This window comes from Streptomyces cylindrosporus, assembly GCF_022698165.1.
GTDB classification, from domain to species: Bacteria; Actinomycetota; Actinomycetes; order Streptomycetales; family Streptomycetaceae; genus Streptomyces; species Streptomyces cylindrosporus.
On record NZ_JALDAY010000001.1, the window covers coordinates 39,924 to 61,388 of the forward strand.

At 72.9% G+C, this 21,465-nt stretch carries 16 protein-coding genes and 1 tRNA gene; 9 read left to right on the forward strand and 8 right to left on the reverse strand.

Going from position 1 to position 21,465, the window contains the following annotated elements:
* Positions 1-9: 9 nt before the first annotated feature.
* The 3 genes from MQP27_RS00190 to MQP27_RS00200 form a co-directional block, all read right to left on the reverse strand.
* Positions 10-576 carry a cysteine hydrolase family protein gene (locus tag MQP27_RS00190; RefSeq protein ID WP_242758943.1) on the reverse strand — a complete coding sequence of 189 codons (567 nt, stop codon included), beginning with the start codon at positions 574-576 and terminating at the stop codon, positions 10-12.
* Positions 577-727: 151 nt separating this feature from the next.
* A complete protein-coding gene (locus MQP27_RS00195) occupies positions 728-1,162 on the reverse strand; it encodes a DUF2267 domain-containing protein (RefSeq protein ID WP_242758945.1) in 435 nt (144 codons plus the stop codon).
* 496 nt (positions 1,163-1,658) lie between these two features.
* Positions 1,659-2,093, reverse strand: a complete 435-nt coding sequence (locus MQP27_RS00200) for an Hsp20/alpha crystallin family protein (RefSeq protein ID WP_242758947.1) — start codon at positions 2,091-2,093, stop codon at positions 1,659-1,661.
* Positions 2,094-2,221: 128 nt separating this feature from the next.
* Between MQP27_RS00200 and MQP27_RS00205 the strand changes: the two genes are divergently transcribed.
* Positions 2,222-2,953 (forward strand): type III effector protein, encoded by a 732-nt coding sequence (locus tag MQP27_RS00205; RefSeq protein WP_242758949.1) that lies wholly within the window; start codon positions 2,222-2,224, stop codon positions 2,951-2,953.
* Positions 2,954-3,112: 159 nt separating this feature from the next.
* Here the strand turns inward: MQP27_RS00205 and MQP27_RS00210 are convergent, their stop codons facing one another.
* Positions 3,113-4,267, reverse strand: coding sequence for an FUSC family protein (locus MQP27_RS00210; RefSeq protein WP_242758951.1), 1,155 nt, complete (start codon positions 4,265-4,267; stop codon positions 3,113-3,115).
* Between the two features lie 167 nt (positions 4,268-4,434).
* Positions 4,435-4,507: transfer RNA gene (locus MQP27_RS00215), tRNA-Arg, on the reverse strand.
* Between the two features lie 321 nt (positions 4,508-4,828).
* Between MQP27_RS00215 and MQP27_RS00220 the strand changes: the two genes are divergently transcribed.
* The 8 genes from MQP27_RS00220 to MQP27_RS00255 all read left to right on the forward strand — a co-directional run bounded on the left by MQP27_RS00220 (position 4,829) and on the right by MQP27_RS00255 (position 14,246).
* Positions 4,829-6,436, forward strand: coding sequence for a dynamin family protein (locus tag MQP27_RS00220; RefSeq protein ID WP_242758953.1), 1,608 nt, complete (start codon positions 4,829-4,831; stop codon positions 6,434-6,436).
* A 3-nt stretch (positions 6,437-6,439) separates the two neighbouring features.
* Entirely contained in the window at positions 6,440-8,461 is a 2,022-nt protein-coding gene (locus tag MQP27_RS00225; RefSeq protein ID WP_242758955.1) for a YfjP family GTPase, read from the forward strand.
* Between the two features lie 236 nt (positions 8,462-8,697).
* On the forward strand, positions 8,698-9,180 hold the full coding sequence (locus MQP27_RS00230) for a single-stranded DNA-binding protein (RefSeq protein ID WP_242758957.1): 483 nt from the start codon (positions 8,698-8,700) through the stop codon (positions 9,178-9,180).
* Positions 9,181-9,498: 318 nt separating this feature from the next.
* Positions 9,499-10,893, forward strand: a complete 1,395-nt coding sequence (locus MQP27_RS00235) for a Cys-Gln thioester bond-forming surface protein (protein WP_278195576.1) — start codon at positions 9,499-9,501, stop codon at positions 10,891-10,893.
* 85 nt (positions 10,894-10,978) lie between these two features.
* Positions 10,979-11,344, forward strand: coding sequence for a hypothetical protein (locus MQP27_RS00240; RefSeq protein WP_242758959.1), 366 nt, complete (start codon positions 10,979-10,981; stop codon positions 11,342-11,344).
* A 155-nt stretch (positions 11,345-11,499) separates the two neighbouring features.
* Complete coding sequence (ettA, locus tag MQP27_RS00245) at positions 11,500-13,164, forward strand: energy-dependent translational throttle protein EttA (protein WP_242758960.1); 1,665 nt, start codon at positions 11,500-11,502, stop codon at positions 13,162-13,164.
* A 6-nt stretch (positions 13,165-13,170) separates the two neighbouring features.
* Positions 13,171-13,584 carry an acyl-CoA thioesterase gene (locus MQP27_RS00250; protein WP_242758961.1) on the forward strand — a complete coding sequence of 138 codons (414 nt, stop codon included), beginning with the start codon at positions 13,171-13,173 and terminating at the stop codon, positions 13,582-13,584.
* Positions 13,581-14,246, forward strand: a complete 666-nt coding sequence (locus MQP27_RS00255; RefSeq protein ID WP_242758962.1) for a DUF8185 domain-containing protein — start codon at positions 13,581-13,583, stop codon at positions 14,244-14,246. The genes MQP27_RS00250 and MQP27_RS00255 overlap by 4 nt, the downstream gene beginning before the upstream one ends.
* Before the next feature lie 56 nt (positions 14,247-14,302).
* Here the strand turns inward: MQP27_RS00255 and MQP27_RS00260 are convergent, their stop codons facing one another.
* The 3 genes from MQP27_RS00260 to MQP27_RS00270 all read right to left on the reverse strand — a co-directional run bounded on the left by MQP27_RS00260 (position 14,303) and on the right by MQP27_RS00270 (position 21,372).
* Positions 14,303-15,280, reverse strand: a complete 978-nt coding sequence (locus MQP27_RS00260; protein ID WP_242758963.1) for an ABC transporter ATP-binding protein — start codon at positions 15,278-15,280, stop codon at positions 14,303-14,305.
* Between the two features lie 40 nt (positions 15,281-15,320).
* The gene (locus MQP27_RS00265; protein WP_242758964.1) at positions 15,321-18,026 is read right to left on the reverse strand and encodes an FtsX-like permease family protein; all 2,706 of its coding nucleotides are present in this window, start codon (positions 18,024-18,026) and stop codon (positions 15,321-15,323) included.
* A gap of 97 nt (positions 18,027-18,123) precedes the next feature.
* Positions 18,124-21,372, reverse strand: a complete 3,249-nt coding sequence (locus MQP27_RS00270; protein WP_242758965.1) for an FtsX-like permease family protein — start codon at positions 21,370-21,372, stop codon at positions 18,124-18,126.
* Between the last annotated feature and the right edge of the window lie 93 nt (positions 21,373-21,465).

Sequence of the window (21,465 nt, forward strand, 5' to 3'; positions counted from 1 at the left end):
GTGCGCGGGTCAGCGGCCGTCCCGGAAGTCGACGTCCTGGGCCAGGACGATCCGGGCGCCCATGTTGCGTTCCATCATTTCCAGCGCGGCGGTCTCCAGGTGCGGGTGGATGGCGGCGACGGCATCCTTCGGCAGGGTGACGTGCAGATGGCGGATGTGGGCGTCCAGGGCGGAGTACAGGACGCACTGCTCGGTGACCTGACCGGTCAACACCAGGGTGCCGACGCCGAGTTGCCACAAGAGGTACGACAGGGGGGTGTCGTAGAAGATCGAGTGGCGGGTCTTGACCACGAACAGGGAGTCGTCGTCCGGGCGGATCGGCTCGACGAGGTCGGCGTGGGGCCGGGAGAGCGCGGCCTCGACGAGCTCACCGTGGTGGGAACGCCACAGCCCGAAGTTGTCGTTGACGTAGATCACCGGCACATCCGCGGCACGGGCCCGGCCGATCAGCTTCGCCAGGACGGGCACGGCGCGTTCGGCGGCGGGGAGGAGCAGCTCCGCGTCCTCGTGGTCGTAGGTGTTGATCATGTCGATCACGACGAGTGCGCTGCCGTCGCTGCTTCCTGGCTCGGACATGGTGAAACCCCGATCCGGTTGACGCGACCACGTGAGCGCGAGTTCGTCGGGCTGAACCGTTGACGAGTACCCGGTGGGCACCGGGTCGTGCATGGTGTGTCGCTCGGATTGCCGGAGGCCGGGCTGGGCGTTCCGCCGGCGCTGCCCGTGGTCAGGCCGCCTGAGTGAGTTCGGCGCGGCCGAACAGGAGGGCGTAACCCGGAGGAAGTTCGTCAAGGACGCGGGTGAGGAGGTCGTCCCCGGCGAGCCGGGCCACGATGCGCAGGACGGTACCGGCGTCCCAGCGGGTGGTGGCGAGGCTCCCGCCGGTGCGGGACGCCAGGTCCTTGACGAAGCCCCAGCCAGTCAGGGGCTCCATGGCCGGGACCTGGGAAGTGAAGGTGACGGCGGCTTCGTACGGCAGCCGGGCGGCGAGCTCGACCCGTTCCTCGCCGGTGAGCTGGCGGCCCAGGGCGGCCAGCACGGCCCGTACGACCTGCTCGGCCTGCGCCCGGGTGGCGTAGACGCCTTCGTAGCGCACTTGCTCCAGCATCTGTTCGAACGTCATGCCCGTGGCGGATCGGTACGACTGCTGCTGGTCGATCATCGCTGACGCGGTGGCCTTTCTCGTCGGGGTGGTCGGGGTCGGGGGGCACCGGTGGTCGGGGCGTCGCGGCGGTCACCGGTGCCGTCGGGGTGGGGGTGGTGGAGTGGGTGGGGTGGTTGGCCGGTGGGGCGGGGCGGGGCGGGGGGGGGCGGCCGGGCGGCAGGTGGTGGCCTGCGGCGGGCAGGTGCGGCGGTGAGTTCGTCGGCCGCCGTATTCGCGGTCGCGCTGGGCATGGGGCTCGCGTCCCCGCTGTGGTCTTTACGCGCTGGACGCGCTGGACGCGGTCGGGTGGTCGGGGCCGCCCGCGGCTCACCCAGCCGCCGGTGCGGTGCTCAGCGGCGCCGGCGCCGAGCGGGCCGCCCCGCCCGCTCGGCTTCCTCGGCCGTCTCGTATGCGCCGCGTTCCCTGGCCTGGTGGGGTGGGGTGGGGTGGGGGAGGGGGGAACGCGGCGCATCGCATCGCCGTCACCGCTCAGCCGCTGATCCCGGACCTGGGCTCAGCCGCTGATCTCCTTGCGCTCGGAGCCGCCGCCGATGGCGACCTTGCGGGGCTTGGCGCGCTCGGCGATCGGGATCCGCAGGGTCAGCACACCCGCTTCGTAGTCCGCCTTGATGTGCTCGGTGTCGAGGGTGTCGGCCAGCACGAGCTGGCGGGAGAAGACACCCAGGGGCCGCTCGGACAGCTCCAGCTGCACGTCGTCCGCCTTGGCGACGGGCCGCCGCTCGGCCTTGACGGTCAGCATGTTCCGCTCGACGTCGATGTCGATCGCGTCCTTGGCCACGCCGGGCAGGTCGAAGGCGATCACGTACTCCTCGCCCTCACGGTAGGCGTCCATCGGCATCGGCGACGGACGCGACCAGGTCCCCGTCGTACCCAGGAGCTGCTGAGTGAGCCGGTCCAGCTCACGGAAGGGGTCGGTACGCATCAACATCGTCAAACACCTCCAGCGTTCAGGTCGGGACACTGTGCCAATGCGTTCACCTGTCATCGTTGTAACATGTCATCGAAGCGATGACAAGTTGGATGTCATCGAAGAGACGACGTCCTGATGGAGGCCTGATGACCAGGGACGATGCATCTGCACCCACCCCCCGCGGCCTCGCGCCGGCGTCCTTCCTCGCCGCCGCCGCGGCGCTGGACACGATCCATGAGGCCCTGCACACGGCCCGGAGCACGCCGGACGGCAAGCGCGCCGCGCCCGGCCGGGCCGATTCGGGCCGGACCGATGCCGATTCGGAGCGGGCCGATTCGGGCCGGGCCGATTCGGAGCGGGCACTCGCCGCGCTGCTCCTGCTGCGCGAAGCGCGCGAGCAACTCGCCGAGTGGGAGCCCGGCCTGATCGAGGCCGCGCGGGAAGCGGGCGCCAGCTGGGCCGATCTCGCCCACCCCCTCGGCGTCTCCAGCCGCCAGGCCGCCGAACGCCGTTACCTGCGCGTCCGCCCCGGCCGGCCCGGGTCGACGGGCGAAGAGCGGGTACAGGCCACCCGGGACCGCCGCGCCGCGGACCGCACCGTCACGGCCTGGGCCCGTGCCAACGCCGCCACGCTGCGCAGGCTCGCCGGGCAGATCACCGCCCTCACCGACCTGCCCGCCGCGGCCCGTACCCCGCTGGAGGAGCTCACCGCGGCCCTCGCCGACAACGACGCGGCGGCGCTCCTCGGCCCCCTGACGCTCACGCACACGTACCTGACACCCGGCCACCCCGAACTCGCGGCGCACGTCGACGACGTCGCGCGGCACGCCGGCCAACTCCGCAGGGACAGCGGCGACCAGCGCCAGAACCGCGCTTGATCCGGCAGGTGCCCACGCGCCAATACCCACATCCGGCGTGGGCGAGCGTGGGCGAGTGCCGCGGATGTCTGCGGATGTCTAGGTCGGGCCGACGCGGGTAGACGGGAGCGGCAGGCAGGGAGGCGGCGCGAACCTGGGGAGGTCCGGCGCCGCCTCCCGTCAGTCGTGGACCAGCTGTTCGGTCAGCCGATGTGCCTGGGCCAGCAACGTGCCGTAGGTCACCAGCGCGTCCGGATCGTCGTGTATGGCTTCCGGCAGCCGCCGACGAAAGGCGTCGAGCGTGCGATGAAGCTCCTCGACCGCCTCACGCACCTGCTCCTCGGCGCGTTCGTCGCGCCCGCTCGGGGCGAGCCGCGTACGACCGTACAGCCGGATGGCGAGCGCGGTGTGGTGCAGGAAGTCCGCGTAGGCACGGGTGACTTCGGCGGGTGGCCTGGTCGCCTTCCCGCCGTTCGTGGTCTCCCACACCGTCCGGGTCACGCCTGCCGTATGGACGGTGACGTAGTCGAGTACGGCCAGGACGTCGGTGTACGGCTCACCGCGTGAGGGAGGAGCCTGCTCGCGGGGCCTGCGTGGATTGACGCGCATGCTTTCGCGGCCCCGGTTGATCGCGGACCGGGCCCGGTCGACGAGGTGGCTCAGACGCAGCGCGCGTTCGTGCCACTCCCGGGCCGCCTCACCGCTCCACTCACCGACGGCCAGGCCGTCGGCCACCGCGTCGAGGAGTTCCTGAGCTTCATTGGCCGCGTACTGCAGCGCGAAGCGGGCGTCGCGCAGATACACGGGTGGCCGGATCAACGCGTTGAGCACCACGCCGACGACCGCGCCGAAGAGCGCCTCCGCGATGCGAGACGCGGACGAGGCGACGGTCACGGGGCCGCCGGTCAGTACGAAAAGGGCGCCGGTGGCGGCGTAGACGCCCTGGCTTCCCAGCCGCCGCCAGTTGCCCAGCAGAAGTACCGCCGGAAGTACGAGGGCCATCGTGACCATGGTGCTGTCCAGCAGCAGCGCCACGCCGGTCGCGACGACGGTGCCCACGGTGATCGCCGCGAGCTGCTGCAGACCGTGCGCGAGCGACCGGTACACCGTCGACTCGACCAGTACGACCGCGACCCAGGGCGCCACGAACGCCATCGGAGCGTCGAGCCACCAACCGGCGACGGCCCACGCCACCCAGGCGGCCAGCGCAGCCTTCCCGGCCTGCACCACCAGATCCCGCTCGGGCCCGGGCCCCACCCACACCCGCCGCACCGCCGAAACGGCAGCCCGAGCACGACGCCGGACCGCCCGTATCGCCCCACGCATCCACTCCATGCCACAGCAAGTGCCACATGAGGGCCGCCCCTCACCCACGGACTGCCCACCGTGCACAGGGATGCCCAGGTCGGAGGACGAACTTGAAGGCCGGGCCGCGAAGTTCGGCACGGCCGTGGCCGGAATCCGCCACACCGGCACCACTGGGAATCGAGACAGCAACGAAGCGCCCCCGGCAGGACTCGAACCTGCGGCCAAGCGCTTAGAAGGCGCCTGCTCTATCCACTGAGCTACGGGGGCCGGGTGTGTGGCCTCTGTCTTGGGTGCCCGGGTGTGGGCCGGTCCGTGACGTTGCCGGGGACAAGGATAGGGCTCCCGCATCCATGTCCCTGTTGCTTCGCCTCCGTGGCTCGATGTGGAGGTTCGGTGAAGCGGTCCTGATAATCGCAGGCAGGTACGAATCGTGCATCGCTTTTGGCCGCTCACGCACCGGGTGTTGTGCACTCGTTATGCCTGGACTGTGCCTGCGTCCCAGTCATCCCTTCCGTCCCTTGTGTCCTGTCGGCGCGCAGACATGCTCATATGCTTCAGAATTCCCCTAAAATTGGGCATTCTTCGCATGTGGTGACCTTGGACGTACGGCCTCAGCTGCTCGATGCACTCTCCGCCCTGCGCGACCGTGTCGCCGCCGCACGCTTCCCGCTGCCCCTGGCGGGGGCTCCACGCGCGCGTGCCAACCGCGACGAACTCCTGGCGCAGCTCGACGACTACTTGGTGCCCCGGTTGAGGGAGCCCGAAGCACCCTTGCTGGCCGTGATCGGGGGATCGACGGGGGCCGGCAAGTCGACCCTGGTCAACTCCCTTGTGGGGCGGCGCGTCAGCGAGGCGGGTGTGCTGCGGCCGACCACGCGCACGCCTGTGCTGGTGTGCCATCCGGAGGACCACCACTGGTTCAGCGGGATGAGAGTGCTGCCCGATCTCACCCGCGTCTGGGTGCCCCACCAGGAGAGCGCGGACGACCTCCTGCTGCCCGGCGAGGACCCCGCGCGCGTGCTGCGCGTCGAGACCGCCGACACCCTCCCGCGCGGCCTCGCCCTCCTCGACGCCCCCGACATCGACTCCCTGGTGGCCGACAACCGCGTCCTGGCCGCCGAACTCGTCTGCGCGGCCGACATCTGGGTCATGGTCACCACGGCGGCCCGGTACGCCGACGCGGTGCCCTGGCATCTGCTGCGCACCGCCAAGGAGTACGACGCCACCCTCGTGACGGTCCTCGACCGGGTGCCCCACCAGGTCGTCTCCGAGGTCTCACGGCAGTACGGCGCCCTGCTCACCAAGGCCGGCCTCGGCGACGTACCCCGCTTCACCGTGCCCGAACTGCCCGAGTCCGCCTGGGGCGGCGGGCTGCTGCCGGCCACCGCCGTGGCGCCGCTGCGCACCTGGCTCGTCCACCTGGCGCAGGATCCGGCGGCACGGCAGCACGCCATGGCCCGTACGGCCCACGGGGTGCTCGATTCGCTCAAGGCGCGCATGCCCGAACTCGCCAGCGCCGCCGCCGCCCAGTACGCGGCCGCCCTCCGGCTCACCTCCGCCGTCGACGGGGCGTACGACAGCGAGCACGCGCGCGTGCGAGGGCGGTTGCAGGCGGGCGCCGTACTCGCCGGGGACGCGCTGAAGCGGTGGCGCGCGTTTCCGCTCGACTGCAACGCCGGTGAACTTCTCGACGCCCTCGTGGAGAGCCTGGCCGCGCTGCTGCTGTGCGCGGTGACCGCCGCCGACGAGCGCGTGGACGAGGCCTGGCGGCGCGAACCCGCCGCGAGCGCCCCGGAGCTCGCCGGGCGCGATCCGTCGCTGGAGAGCGCCGAGCACCGGATCGGGTTGGCCGTACGACGGTGGCGGCGGGAGCTGGAGGAGTACGCCGAGGAGGAGGTGCGCGAGCTCGAACGCAGCGTCGCGCCCGACCCCGAGGCGGTCGCCGCCCTGGTGGCCACCGCGCTGCTCGGCGGGCGCCGGGCGCGTTCGGCCGGCGAGGGGCTCGCGGAGCGCATCGGCGCGCACGGGGCGCTGCGGTTGCGCGACCGGGGCGGACGGCTGCTCAACGAGCACCTCGACCAGGTGATGCACACCGAGCGCGAACGCCGGCTCGCGCCCCTGGACGCGCTCGACGTCCACCCCGAACCCCAGGCCGAACTCATCGCCGCGCTGTCCGTACTGCAGAAGGAGAGGTGACCGGTGACCGCCGTCACTGACCAGGACCACACCGAGCACGCCGATCACCCGGGGGACGCGGTGAACGAGGACAACGGGAACAACGGGAACAACGGCAACAACGAGAACGACGGCAACAAGGAGGACGGCAGCGAAAACGGCCTCCTCAGGGACGCGATTTCCGGCAACGGACCCTATGGGGAGCGCACTTCCGAGGGCGGAGCCCCCGCGGAGCCCGATGCCGCGCAGGCCCCTGCGGACCGTGAACGCGACGACCACGCGCGCGTGGCGGGCGCGGACGTGTCCGGTCGTACGGAATCCGCGGACCCTTCCGGTCGTACGGAATCCGCGGACGCCTGGGACGACGGACTCATCGCGCGGCGCGTGACCGAGGCGGCCGCCGCCGAGCACGCGGCCATGGTGGAGGCGCGGGGCCACAACGCGCCGCCCGCGGCCCCGCTGGCGTACGACGGCGCCCTGCGCTCGCGCCTCGACGCCCTGCGCGAACTGGTCGGCCTCTCCCGCACCCGGCTCGACAGCCGCACCCTCGCCGAGGCCGGCCGGGTGCTCGACGAGGCGGCGGCGCGGCGCAGGCTCTCCGGGCAACACACCGTGGTCGCCATCGCGGGCGCGACCGGCAGCGGCAAGTCGCAGCTCTTCAACGCGCTCGCCGGGGTGACCATTTCGGAGACCGGGGTACGACGTCCCACCACGGCCGCGCCCATCGCGTGCAGCTGGAGCGACGGCTCCGCGAGCCTCATCGAGCGGCTCGGCATCCCGCCCCGGCTGCGCAGACGCCCGCTGCAGAGCGTCGAGAGCGAGGCACAACTGCGCGGACTCGTCCTGATCGACCTGCCCGACCACGACTCCGCCGCCGTACAGCACCGCGAGCATGTCGACCGCATCCTGGCGCTCGTCGACGCCGTCATCTGGGTCGTCGACCCGGAGAAGTACGCCGACGCCATGCTGCACGAGCGCTATCTGCGGCCCATGGCGGGACACGCCGAGGTCATGTTCGTCGTCCTCAACCAGACCGACCGGCTGCCCGGCGAGGCCACCGAGCAGGTCCTCGACGACCTGCGGCGGCTGCTCGACGAGGACGGGATCGCGCTCGGCGAGTACGGCGAACCGGGCGCCACCGTGCTCGCGCTGTCCGCGCTCACCGGGGACGGCGTAGGTGAACTGCGCGAGCTGCTCGGCCAGTTCGTGGCCGAGCGCGGCGCCCCGGCGCGCCGGATCTCGGCCGACCTGGACTCGGCCGCCGCTGGGCTGTGGCCCGTGTACGCCACCCGGCGGCGCACCGGTCTCAGCGAGGAGGCGCGCGACGAGTTCGCCGCCCGGCTCGCGGACGCGGTCGGCGCGACGGCGGCCGGCGAGGCGGCCGAGCGCGCCTGGCTGCGCAACGCCAACAAGGCCTGCGGGACGCCCTGGCTGCGGCTGTGGCGCTGGTACCAGGACCGGTACGAACCGGCCACGGGACGGCTGCCGTTGCGTGCGCAGGCCGACGAGGAGGCGACCGCGCGCCAGCGCGTCGAGCAGGCGGTACGGACCCTCTCCGACCGGGCCTCGGCCGGACTGCCCGCGCCCTGGGCGCAGGCCGTGCGCGAGGCCGCCGTACGGGGATCGCAGGGGTTGCCCGAGGCGCTCGACGAGCTGGCGGCGCGGGCGGGACTGCCGCCGGGGCGGCCGCCGCGACCGGGCTGGTGGCCGGCCGCCGTACTCGCCCAGGCGGCCATGACGATCCTCCAAGTCATCGGCGGGCTGTGGCTGTTGGGGCAGATCATCGGGTTCATGGCGCCCAACCTGGGCGTGCCGGTGCTGCTCATGGTGACCGGCATCGTCGGCGGCCCGCTGGTCGAGTGGAGCTGCCGGATGGCGGCGCGCGGGCCCGCCCGGCGGTACGGCATGGACGCGGAACGCCGATTGCGGGAGGCGGCCGCCGGCTGTGGCCGGGCGAGGGTGCTGGATCCGGTGGCGGCGGAGCTGCTGCGGTACCGGGAGGTGCGCGAGCAGTACGGGCGTGTCGTGGGGGTGGGCGCCACCTGAGCGCCGAGCGCGCCGAGCGCGCCCCTTGGAGGTGACGGGGGCTCACTCGTCCGGGTGGTGGAGTTTTCCACAGGCGGGCGGTGGTCCACAGGGCTCAGCGGGCTCGGCCCGACGGAGGCAGTCTGGCGGTGCGGCGATCACGCAGCACGTGACCGCCGTGGCAGACGCAGCCGTACGGGACGGGCCCGTACGCATGTCCGCCCGGCCCCGGCGGCCGGGCGAGGGAGGGGTTCGCGATGAACGAGACGATCGTCTGTGCCGTGGGGAACGTGGCGACACGACCGGTGTACCGGGAGCTGGCCTCGGGACCGTCCGCACGGTTCCGGCTCGCGGTGACCCCGCGCTACTGGGACCGCGAGAAGAACGAGTGGACCGACGGCCACACCAACTTCTTCACGGTGTGGGCCAACCGGCAGCTCGCCGTGAACGCGGCGGCCTCGCTCGATGTGGGCGATCCCGTGATCGTGCAGGGCCGCCTGAAGGTGCGCTCCGACGTCAGGGAGGGGCAGAACTGGATCTCGGCCGACCTCGACGCGATCACGATCGGCCACGACATGGCGAGGGGCACGTCGGCCTTCCGGCGGGCGAACAGGTCGGACGGGGGTACGGCCGCGCAGGCGGCGCAGCCCGAGCCCAACTGGGAGACACCGCCGGGGGATCCGGGGGATCCGGGGGCCCTGGCGTCCCAACAGGAGCCGGAGCCCGCTGCGGTGACGTGATGTCAGACAGTGTCCCGAGCTGACCGGACTGCGGCTTATCGGCGAATGCGCTCCGAACGACCCGGTGGATTTGTCGATAAGCCCTGTTCACAGGCCGTGTAGGCGATAACGATTCCGAGTCGGATCCGTTGTACGACGGTATGACCGGGAAGCGGGGTGCGCCCGCGTCCCTAGGATGCCGGGCAAGGCTCTCGTGGCTGTCGGGGCTTCTGATTCTGCTGGTGGGACCTCACCCCCCACGTCAACGGGTCCTGCTAGAAGGGGAATTTGGTGTTTGCTGCGTTCTCTGTGTCCTCCGCGCTCTCCGCGTTCTCTTCGCTGTCGTCGCGCAGGCGTGGTGCGGTCCGCCTCGCCGCCGTGACCTGGGTGTCCGGGCTCGTCGCCGCCGGTGTGCTCGCCGGGGCCGGGTCGGCCGCCGCCGAGGAGACGACACAGAGCCAGGGCGGGGCGACCGCCACGATAGGCGGCCTCAAGACGTACGGGGAGGCCGTGATCCACGGTGACTCCGGCGACCAGCGGGTCTCGGCGGGCCTGTTCGAAATGTCCGTCGACGGGGGCGGCACGCTGCAGACGTACTGCGTCGACCTGCACAACCCCACCCAGCGGGACGCCAAGTACCACGAGACGCCCTGGAGCGGGACCTCGCTGGGCGCCAACAAGGACGCCGGCCGGATCCGCTGGATCCTGGAGAACTCCTACCCGCAGGTCAACGACCTTGCCGCGCTCGCCGTCAAGGCGGGTGTCAAGGGCGGCCTGACCGAGCAGGACGCGGCGGCCGGCACCCAGGTGGCGATCTGGCGCTACTCGGACGGGGCGGATGTCGACGCCGTCGACCCGCAGGCCGAGAGGCTCGCGGACTACCTCCAGAAGAGCGCCGTCGACGTGGCGGAGCCCAAGGCCTCGCTGACTCTCGACCCGCCCGCGGTCTCCGGCCACCCCGGTGAGCTGCTCGGCCCGGTGACCGTGCACACCAACGCGGCCGGGGTGACCCTCACCCCGCCGGCCGACGCGGCCATGACGGGCGTACGGATCGTCGGCAAGGACGGCAAGCCGCTCACCGCGGCGGCCGACGGCAGCCAGGTCTTCTTCGACGTGCCCGAGGACGCCGCGGCCGGTTCGGCCGAGCTGACCGTGCAGGCCTCGACCACCGTGCCGGTCGGCCGGGCCTTCGCCTCCGAGAGCCGCAGCCAGACGCAGATCCTGGCCGGCTCCAGCGAGTCGACGGTCTCGGCGACGGCGAGCGCGGCCTGGGCGAAGAAGGGGCCCATACCGGCTCTGTCCGCGGTGCGGAACTGCGCCAAGGGCGGGGTGGACATCACCGCGGCCAACCAGGGCGACGAGGCGTTCACGTTCTCGCTGATGGAGACCGAGTACAGCATCCCGGCGGGCGAGTCGCGCACGGTGACGATCCCCCTCCAGGAAGATCAGCCGTACGACTTCACGATCACGGGACCGGGCGGGCTGGACAAGCGGTTCACGGGGATCCTCGACTGCAAAACGGAGGCGCAGGCCAGTGAGGGCGGGGACGCGGTCCAGACCCTGAGCGAGCCGAGCCCGGCCACGGTGGGCGGCAGCGTCGACGACACCAACCTCGCCGCGACCGGCGGCTCCAGCACGACCCCGCTGATCGCGGGCGTGGCCATCGGGCTGGTGGTGATCGGTGGCGCGGCACTGGTGCTCACGGGGAAGAAGCAGTCGCCGACGGAGGAGTGAGCCGTCGCGGGGTGTGCGAGGGAGCGTGGGGTGTCCCGGGGAGTGCGGGGTGTCCGCCGGAGCCCGCGCCGGGCAGGATGAGCGCATGACCAAGTCACCGGTACCACCGGGGGACCACGCTTCCTCCGTTCTCTCCCTCTGGTCGCACGACTCGGTGCTGTCGATCGGCTCGGTGGGCTCGGTCCTGTCCATCGGCTCCGTCGGCTCGGCCCTGTCGATCGGCTCGATCGGCAGCGCCCTCTCCGTCGGCTCGATCGGCTCGGCCCTCTCCGTCATCTCGGCCGGTTCCTGGCTGAGCAAGGGCTCCGTACTCTCCGCCCACTCCCAGTGGTCGATCCTGTCGTGGCGCTCGTCCCGGGCCTTCCGCTCGGCGGGCGCGGTGGGCACGGCGAGCGCGCTGGCACTGGCCGCGGTGCTGCTGGCCCGCCGGGTGCCGGCCGGCGACGACTGACAGGGGCTCCTCAGCCGGCCGCCGTCCCCCGCGGTCGACAGGGAAACCCCAGGTCACAGCCGCCCGTGCATACGCGTTTCCGTCCGGGGATGGACGTACGGCAAGATGGGGTGTATCTGCCCACTGCCAGATTTCAAGCTGCCGGACGGTTTCTCTTGGCTGAGTTCATTTACACCATGCGCAAGACGCGCAAGGCGCACGGCGACAAGGTGATCCTTGACGACGTGACGCTGAACTTCCTCCCCGGCGCGAAGATCGGTGTGGTCGGTCCGAACGGTGCGGGTAAGTCCACCGTGCTGAAGATCATGGCGGGGCTCGAGCAGCCCAGCAACGGCGACGCCTTCCTGTCGCCGGGCTACAGCGTCGGCATCCTGCTGCAGGAGCCCCCGCTGAACGAGGAGAAGACCGTCCTGGAGAACGTCCAGGAGGGTGTCGCCGAGATCAAGGGCAAGCTCGACCGGTTCAACGAGATCGCCGAGCTGATGGCCACCGATTACAGCGACGCGCTGCTCGACGAGATGGGCAAGCTCCAGGAGGAGCTCGACCACGCCAACGCGTGGGACCTCGACGCCCAGCTGGAGCAGGCCATGGACGCCCTCGGGTGCCCGCCCGGCGACTGGCCCGTCACCACCCTCTCCGGTGGTGAGAAGCGTCGGGTCGCGCTCTGCAAGCTGCTGCTCGAAGCGCCTGACCTGCTGCTCCTCGACGAGCCCACCAACCACCTCGACGCCGAGTCGGTGAACTGGCTGGAGCAGCACCTCGCCAAGTACGCGGGCACCGTCGTGGCCATCACCCACGACCGGTACTTCCTCGACAACGTGGCCGAGTGGATCCTGGAGCTCGACCGCGGGCGCGCCTACCCCTACGAGGGCAACTACTCCACGTACCTGGAGACGAAGCAGACCCGTCTCAAGGTCGAGGGGCAGAAGGACGCCAAGCGGGCCAAGCGGCTCAAGGAAGAGCTCGAGTGGGTGCGGTCCAACGCCAAGGGGCGGCAGGCCAAGTCCAAGGCCCGTCTCGCGCGGTACGAGGAGATGGCCGCCGAGGCCGAGAAGATGCGGAAGCTGGATTTCGAGGAGATCCAGATCCCGCCGGGCCCCCGGCTCGGCAGCATCGTCGTCGAGGTCAACAACCTCAACAAGGCCTTCGGCGAGAAGGTCCTCATCGAGGACCTCTCCTTCACGCTCCCGCGCAACGGCATCGTCGGTGTCATCGGCCCCAACGGCGCCGGCAAGACCACCCTCTTCAAGATGATCCAGGGTCTGGAGACCCCGGACTCCGGCACCATCAAGGTCGGCGAGACCGTCAAGATCTCGTACGTCGACCAGAGCCGCGAGAACATCGACCCGAAGAAGACCCTGTGGGCCGTCGTGAGCGACGAGCTGGACTACATCAATGTGGGCCAGGTCGAGATGCCCAGCCGGGCGTACGTGTCCGCCTTCGGCTTCAAGGGGCCCGACCAGCAGAAGCCCGCCGGCGTGCTCTCCGGCGGTGAGCGCAACCGCCTCAACCTCGCGCTCACCCTCAAGCAGGGCGGCAACCTGCTGCTCCTCGACGAGCCGACCAACGACCTCGACGTGGAGACGCTCTCCTCCCTGGAGAACGCGCTGCTGGAGTTCCCCGGCTGCGCCGTGGTCGTCTCCCACGACCGGTGGTTCCTGGACCGGGTCGCCACGCACATCCTCGCGTACGAGGGTGAGTCCAAGTGGTTCTGGTTCGAGGGCAACTTCGAGTCGTACGAGAAGAACAAGATCGAACGGCTCGGCCCGGACGCCGCGCGTCCGCACCGCGCCACCTACAAGAAGCTGACCCGGGGCTGATCGATCTTGCGCCACATCTACCGCTGCCCCCTGCGCTGGTCGGACATGGACGCGTACGGGCATGTCAACAACGCCGTCTTCGTGCGCTACCTGGAGGAAGCCCGTATCGACTTCCTCTTCCGGCCGGAGAAGGACTTCCAGCAGGGGTCCGTGGTGGCGCGCCACGAGATCGACTACAAGCGGCAGCTCGTCCACCGGCACCACCCGGTCGACATCGAGCTGTGGGTCTCGCAGATAAAGGCCGCGTCCTTCACCATCAGTTACGAGGTGAAGGACGACGACCTGGTCTACGTACGGGCCTCGACGGTGGTCGTGCCGTTCGACTTCGAGGCCCAGCGGCCGCGCCGGATCACCTCCGAGGAGCGGGAGTTCCTGGAGGAGTACCGGGACGACACCGAGGAGGAGGCCGTCGCCGCATGACGGTGCTCCACCTCGCCGACGAGGGGGAGGCGGCGGACCTCGCGGCCTTCCTCTCCCGGCTGCTCCACTACGACCGTGGGGCCGCGGTGCGCCTCCAGGCGGCCGGCACCGCGCTCGCCGTCTTCGGGCGGCCCCCGTCCTTCGAGGTGCTGGCGATCCGCGCGGTGCGGCTCGCGAAGCCGTACGAGGACGGTCTCGACGTCACGCTCGACGTGACCGTGTCCGCCGGTGAACTCCTCGAAACGGTCGACGAGTCGGCCGCCACGGCCCTCGTGCCGGCGGCGGTCACCGGGCCGCCGTGGGCGGGCGTGCTGCCGCCGCGGGGCGGCTGGCGGGCCGAGTCCGGGCTGCCGGCGCCGGACGTACTGCGGGCCACCGTCAGCGCCGCCGTCGCCGAATTCCGGTCCCGTACCCAGGAGTTGGCGCCCGACGGACGTACGCGGGCCGAACTTGACCGGATCGGGCGGGAGATCTGGTCCCGGACGGTCGGGGACACCCACCTTCCGGTCCGGGCATTGCACGCGGCGCAGTCCCTCGGGTTCCTGCGGGGCGGGGAGTTGGCGCTGTTCTCGTCGGGGGCGTGGCTGCGGCTGCGCACGGCCTACGGGTCGATCGCCGTACGGCGGGCGGGACTCGGCGCCCTGGACGTCAGCGTGCGCTGACCGGACTCACCGCTGCTCCAGCTGACCGGTCTCACCCCTGCTCGCGTCGGCCGGTCTCACCCTCTCTCACTGTCGTCCGGCCATACGGCGATGTGGTCCGGCTCCAGTTCCAGCGCGACGCGGTCCCGCATGCCGAGTGCCTCGGTGTACTCGGCGGGGAGCTGGAGGCGGCCGGCCCGGTCGAGCATGGCGTACTCGCGGGCGACCAGACGCTCGTGGCCGGTCGTCTCGTCGACCTCGCTGCGGCGCAGGACCTCGGTGGAGGTGCGGCCGTCCCGGATGGCGACCGTGCGGCGGACCTCGCCGGCGACGGCCTGGTCGTGGGTGACGATCACGATGGTGGTGCCGAGGCGTTCGTTCGCGGTGCGGAAGGCGGCGAAGACCTGTTCCGCGGTGTGCGAGTCGAGTTCGCCGGTGGGTTCGTCGGCGAGGAGGACCGCGGGGTTGTTGGCGAGGGCCACGGCGATCGCGACGCGTTGCTGCTGGCCGCCGGACATCTGGTGCGGGCGGCGGTCCCGGCAGTCGGCGATCTCCAGCAACTCCAGGAGTTCCAGGGCGCGTTCGGTCTGGGCGCGGCGGGCCTTGCGGGCGCCGCGGATCCCGCCGATGCCGGTGAGCTGCATCGGCAGGGCGATGTTCTGGGCCGCGGTGAGATAGGGGAGCAGGTTGCGGGAGGTCTGCTGCCAGACGAAGCCGACGGTGGTGCGGCGGTAGGCCAGCCGGTCCTTCGGGGTCATCGTGAGGAGGTCGCGGCCGGCCACCCGGGCCGCGCCGGCGGTAGGGGTGTCCAGGCCGGCGAGGATGTTCATGAGGGTGGACTTGCCGCTGCCGGACGCGCCCACCAGGGCCATGAGTTCGCCCTCGCGGACGAGGAGGTCGAGGCCCTGGAGGGCCTGGACCTCGATGCCGTCCGTGGTGAAGATGCGGACCAGGCGGTCGCAGGTGATGAGGGCGTCATGGCCGTAGGTGGGCCGGTTGCGGGCCGTGGTCACGCGGGCTGCCAGGTCGGCGAGCGTGGGGTTCGTCGTGGTCATCGGGGCTCTCCCAGGCAGCTGAGTGGTTGGCTGTGTCGGCTCATCGCGCATCCCCCGCCCGCAGTTCCGCGACCGCTCCCTGTCGTCCCGTCCACCACGCCTGGGCCCCCGCGACTCCCACCGTCACCAACAGAATCGCCGCCGCCGGAAGCACGAGCGACAGCGCGTCCGTCCTCAACACGGCCTGTCCACCCGCCGTTTCATGGGTGGCCAGGGCGATCGTCGTCAGGTCCACGCCCGGAGAGAGCAGGCGGATCGTCGCCCAGCCCGTCAGCGCGCCGCCCGCCGCCGCCAGCGCCGCCTGGGGGAGGGACTCCAGGATCAGCAGCCGACGGCCCTGGGCGCGGGTCAGGCCCATGGTGCGCAGACGGGCCAGCAGGGCCCTGCGCTCCGGTGCCGCTCTGAGCAGCGACAGCAGCAGGGCCAGTACGGCATAGCCCGCGCCCGCAGCCACCGCCGCCGCGTAGACCCGTTCCGCGCCCGACTGGAGGGGCGAGTCGCCGTACTCGGCTCGTTCCTCGGAGCGCAACTGGATCTGGGCCGAGGAGCCCGCCGCCTTGCGCAGGGTGGAGGCCTGGATGCCGGAGCCCGTCAGGAGCAGGGCCGACGGGCGGGCCGCGCGCGTGTCCAGGATCGCCCGGTTCACCACCAGGAAGTCCGCGCCGATCACCGCCGGAGTGCGGTCCACCACCGCCGCGACGCGGACCGTGATCGTGCTGCCGTCCTCCAGGCGCACCGGGAAGGAACGCGTGCCGTAGCGGGCGGCCACCGCGGGGGAGGCCAGGGCCGGTTGGGGCTCGGTGGCCGGGCGCTTCGCCAACTCGCCCGCGCCGAAGGGGCCGAGACCCGTCCGTGCCGCCAACTCCGCGTAGTCCTGCGGGTTCACGCCCGCCACCGGGACCGTCTGCTCCCCGTCGCCCGGCTTCGACTCGTACGAGAGGCTCACCGCCGACAGGGCCCGCACGCCCGGCACTCGGCGGACGCGGTCGGGCAGGTCCGCAGGCAGCGGTGTCGGCGTCTCGACGCGGGCGTCGGCGCCGACGGCGAGGTAGGCCGCGTGGTCGCGGGCCGCGTGCACCCCGGCCAGCACCGAGCCGCCGAAGGCCGCCGTGGTGAGCGCGGTCAGCAGGGCCAGCAGGGGCAGGACCGCGGAGGCGGAGGTACGGCCCGCGCGGGCGAGCGACAGATGGGTCACCGTGCCGCGCATACGGGCCGCCGGGCGGGCCAGCGCGCGCAGCGGGAGCGGGTAGAGGCGGATGAGAAGCAGGGCCGCCGCCGTCGCTATCAACACCGGTGCCAGAGAGGAGAGTTGGCCTCCCGAGGTGCCTGTGCGGCGCAGGCTCTCCACCGCGCCGAGGGCGACCACCACCAGGGTCAGCTCCGCCACCGTACGGCGCCGGGACGGCCGTACCGTCGACACGTCCGCCCGGGCCGCGTGCACCCGTACCCGCCGGTGCACCGCCATGGCGCGGACGGGCAGGGCCGCGCAGGCGACGAGGGCGACCGCGGTGGCCGCCGTGGCCGCGTAGGCGGCGCGGTCCGTGGGGACCGCGAGCAGGGCGAGGGTCAGGCCCACCGCCCAGGCGGGCACGGTGACCACCGTCGTCTCGGCGAACAGACGGGCCGCCAGGCCCCGCAGGGACGCGCCGCGGGCGCGGAGCAGGGTCAGTTCGGCGGCACGGCGGTCGGCGGCGAGACCGGCCGCCATCAGGAGTACGACCGCCGCGACCGTGCCGGTGCCGAAGGCGGCGACGGCGACCAGCGGCCGGACCCGCCCGCGCAGCGCGCCGTAGGAGTCCAGCACGTCGTCGAGGTAGGTGGTGACGTTGGTGGACGGGTCGGTGGCCGCGCGGAGCCTGCGGGTGTCGGGGCCGGTCTCCATGGAGGCCACCGCGGACTTCAGGTCGTCCAGCTCGTGCGAGCGCAGGGCGGGGACGTCGGGGGCCAACTGCCAGTAGCGCTGCGGGTCTCCGGCCGTGCCCAGCAGCGCGGGAGCCGCGTCGGGGGCGAGCAGGAGGGCGCCGAGCCAGTAGAAGAAGTCGGTGTTCGGGACCGGGATCAGGTTCGGGGTGTGCAGGAGCTCGTGGGTGGCCCAGTAGGCGCCGTCGGGATCGCGCGGCGTGATGATGCCGGTGACCCGGACGGCGAGCGGGGCGCGGCCCGAGCCCGGCACGTGGATCACCGAACCGACCTTGATGTGCAGCGACTTGGCGGTCTCGGCGCTGACGGCCGCCTCCACCTCGGGTGTCGTCGCGGTCACCCGGCCGTCGGCGCGGGGCAGCCGGCCGGCCTTCACGGTCGCGTGCGCGGCCAGGCCCTCCTGGGCGGTCAGCTCGATCTGCGCGGGCAGTCCGTACGGCTGGGGCAGAAAGGGGTCGGGCGCCTTCTGGGGGTTGGCGGTGCGCACCCCGTACGTCGACTGGGCGCGGTCGGCGACGAACGGGCGCCGGAGAGCGGCGAGGACCTTGCCGTAGCGCACGTCGAGCGCGGCCGGGCGCAGGGCGTCCTCGCGCTGCTGCTGGGACAGCAGCGCGTCGGGCTGCTGGGCGTACACGGTCATGCTGGTGTTGAGGGGGCGCGCCCGCTCCACGGCGTGCCGCAGCCCCGCGTCCTCGTACCGGTCGACCGCCCGCGGGAACGCCCCCGCGAGGCACGCGGTGAGCGCCACGAGCAGCGCGAGCGCGGCAGCGGCGGCCGGGGCGGTGCGCAGCCGGGTGCGGATCCAGGGCGCCGGTATCCGGTTCACGTCACTCGCCCCCCAACTCCGCAACGACACCGCTCACTCGCCCCCGGCTTCCGCAGCGAAACCACTCACTCGCCCCCGGCTTCCGCAGCGAAACCACTCACTCGCCCCCCTGCTCCCGCAACGAAACCACCGGATCCCCCCGCCGCACCGCCAGCCCCACCGTCACGGCCAGCGGTGCCAGGGCCACCGCCGCCAGGAGTACGGCGGCCGTGGAGACCGGGAGTTCGACCAGTACCGTCGGCACCGGCCGGGTGGCCTGGGCGGTCAGGACGATCAGCGGGATCACCGCCCGGGTGAGGACCGTGCCGAGGGCCGCGCCCACCAGCAGCGCCAGCGCCACCAGGACGCCCTGCTCGACGGCGATCATCCGGGCCAGCCGGCGGCGCGGGGCGCCCAGGGCGCGCAGCACCGCGAGTTCGGCGCTCCGCTCCCGCAGCGACCCGGCCGCGCTCACCGCGAAGCCGACCGCGGCCAGCGCCGCCGCCACCCCGGCCGCCGCGGCGAACGCGGCCTCCGGGCCCGCCCCGAAGGGGTCGTCCCGCAGCTGCGCGGCCGTCTCGTCCCGCACCACCACCTGCTCGGGATCCACGTCGGGCAGCGCCCGCAGCGCCGCCGCGACGGACGCCGCCCTGCCCGGCGCGGGCCGCAGCCACCACTCGGTCGGCGTGACCCCCATGCCGTACCGCGCCTCCAGCACCCGGTTCACGGACCGCAGATCGACCAGCAGGGCGCCCCCGTCGGAGTCGCTCGTCGTCGGCAGCTGCCGTACCGACCGCAGGATCCGCACCGGCACGATCTGCCCGCCGACCGTCACGTCCACCCGGTCGCCGACGCGGGCGGCGGCCGAGGTGAGGAAGCGGTCGGTGGCGAGGCCGGTGATCTCGGGCGGCTTCGGCTGGGCGACCTGCACCCGCACCGTCACCGACGAGATGGTCCAGCTGTCCCCGGCCGGCTTGAACCCCGTGCCGTACGACACCGACAGCGGCCCGGACGTGCTCACCTTCGGCTTGGTCGCGCGGGTGTTCGGGTCCGGCGAGGACACCGTCCCGTCGACGCGCGAGGCCGCCGTCCAGTCGGCCGGCAACTGCAGCCGCCGTACCGCCCCTTGGGTGTCGACCGCCGTCAACCCGTCCAGGGTCAGCCGGTGTTGTTCCGCCCGTTCGGCCGGCTGGGCGAAGACCAGCTGGAGGCCGGTGAGGGTGAGCGGGCCGCCCGTGACGGGCATGGTGAGCGTGTGCGGCCGTCCGTCGGCGGGGAGTTCGCCCGCGCGCAGCTCGTACGGGGTGCCGTACGAGTCCTCCAGGGTGACCGTCACGTTCGCGGTCGTCCCCGGGCCGGTGGAGCTGTGCAGGGTGGCCGTCAGCCGCAGCTCGGCCGTGTGCCCGGGTACGGCCGCCCCGGCCGCCTGCGCCTTGGGGCCCAGCGAGGCGAGCAGCGGCCGTACCGGCTCGGACGCCAGGTCCCGGCGCATCAGCACGGTGTCCGAGGCGTGCGCGGTGTCCAGGGCCAGCAGGGTGCCCGTGCGGCTGCCGGAGAGCGGGAGTTCGGCGCGGACCGCGGGTGCGATCTCCTGGACGTGCGGGACGGCCGCATAAGTCTCGGTGCGCCCGATCCCGCCGTCGCCCGCGCCCAGGACGCGGACCGGCGCGCCCGCGGTGAAGTCGGCCTGGTCGTCCTGCGAGCGCTCCCAGGAGGCGCCCTGGCCGATCGCGAGCATGCCGAGGGCAACCGCGAGGACCAGCAGCAGCACCGGGCCCGCCCCGCGCATCGGACGCCGGCTGAGCTGCCAGCCCGCCAGCGCCGCCGTGAGCCCGCGTCCGCCGGCCGCCCGGCGCTCGGCGAGCCGCGCCACCAGCGGCAGCAGGCGGAGCGTCAGCACGGTCCCGGCGAGCAGCGCGAGGGCGGGGGCCGCTACCAGCAACGGGTCGACGCCGAGGGTGCCGGACCGGTCGTCGCTCACGGCGCCGGAGGTGTGGCTGCTCAGCTGCCAGTAGGCGACCGCGGCCACCGCCAGCAGACCCAGGTCCGCGCCCGCCCGCACCGAACCGGGCAGCGCACGGGCCCGGCCCGGCCGGAAGCCCTCGACGGTCAGCGCTGGCAGCGTCACCGCCAGCGCGCAGCCCAGGGCCACGCCCGCCGCCACCAGCCACACCCCGAGCCGCCCGCCGGCCGGCACGTCCAGGCGCAGCCCGATCCGGGCCAGCGCCCCGTGCCCGGCGAGCAGCCGGGTCAGCGGCCCCGCGAGCAGCGGCGCGCAGACCACCGCGGGCACGGCGAGGAACAGCGCCTCCAGGGCGGCGAGCGCGGCGATACGGGAACGGGAGGCGCCGCGCGCCCGCAACACCCGTGTCTCACCGGTGCGTTCGGCGCTCAGCAGCCGGGCCACCAGGAGCAGCGCGCAGCCGGCGAGGAGGGCGAGCTGGAGGGCGACGATCAAGAGGGTCGAGCGGGAGACCAGGAGCGAGCGCTGGACGCGGTCCAGGACGCCGGGCAGCCCGGTGGTCACGGCCGTCGAGCCGCTCAGCGCGGGCTCCTTGCGCAGGGCGGCGGCGCCCGCGCGGGCCGCGTCGCGCAGCCCGTCTATCCGCCCGGTCGTCAGCGCCGAGAAGTCGCCCGAGGCCAGCCAGGCCGACTGCCCGGCGCTCACCCGGTCCCCGGCCAGCACGTCGGGCGCGGCGAGCAGGGGGCCGTACGTCGTGAAACTGAGCGTCCTGACACCCCGGCCGCCGAGGTCGTCGAGGCGCCAGTACGGGTCGTTCGGCGCCGTCGGCCGGTACAGGCCGACGAGCGTGACCCGCACCTTCGGGCCGTCGAGGCGGTCGGTGAGGGTGAGGCGGGCGCCGGGCTGGAGGCCGAGGCGCTGGGCGGCGTTCTGCGGGAGGGCCGCCTCGATCCGGCCCGCGGCGGCCGTGGGCGTCCGCCCGGCGACGATGCGTACCTGCGCCGGGTCCAGCGCCGCGAGGTAGGTCAGATCGGGGTCACCGGAGCGCTGGGCGGGCGGCTGCAGCGAGCGCGGCAGGGAGTAGGGGCCGGAGCGGACCAGTGTCCGCACGGAGACCGGCAGCCCGTCGAAGGCCCGGCGCGCTTCCCGTCGTACGGCGGTGTCCGCGGCCTTCCTGCGGTCGGCGGGCACGTCGGCCTTGACGATGAGCGCGCTGTCGGCGGCGTTCTCGCCGTCGCGCAGGGAGTGGCGCAGGGAGGCGTCGCCGATCGCGCCGGAGTAGGCGGTGAGGGTCGCCAGGACGGCCGTGGTCAGCAGGACGGTGAGCAGTGCGGCGGCCAGCAGCAGCCGGTGCGCGCGGGCGCGGAGCAGCACGAATCTCGCCACCCCACCGAACGCTGACACCCCGACCCCCCGTGGTCGTCCAGATGTTGTCCAGACCTCCGGGCGATGTTGTCAGAGGTGAGGGGCGACTTGTAAGCGCTTGTGGACCGGCCT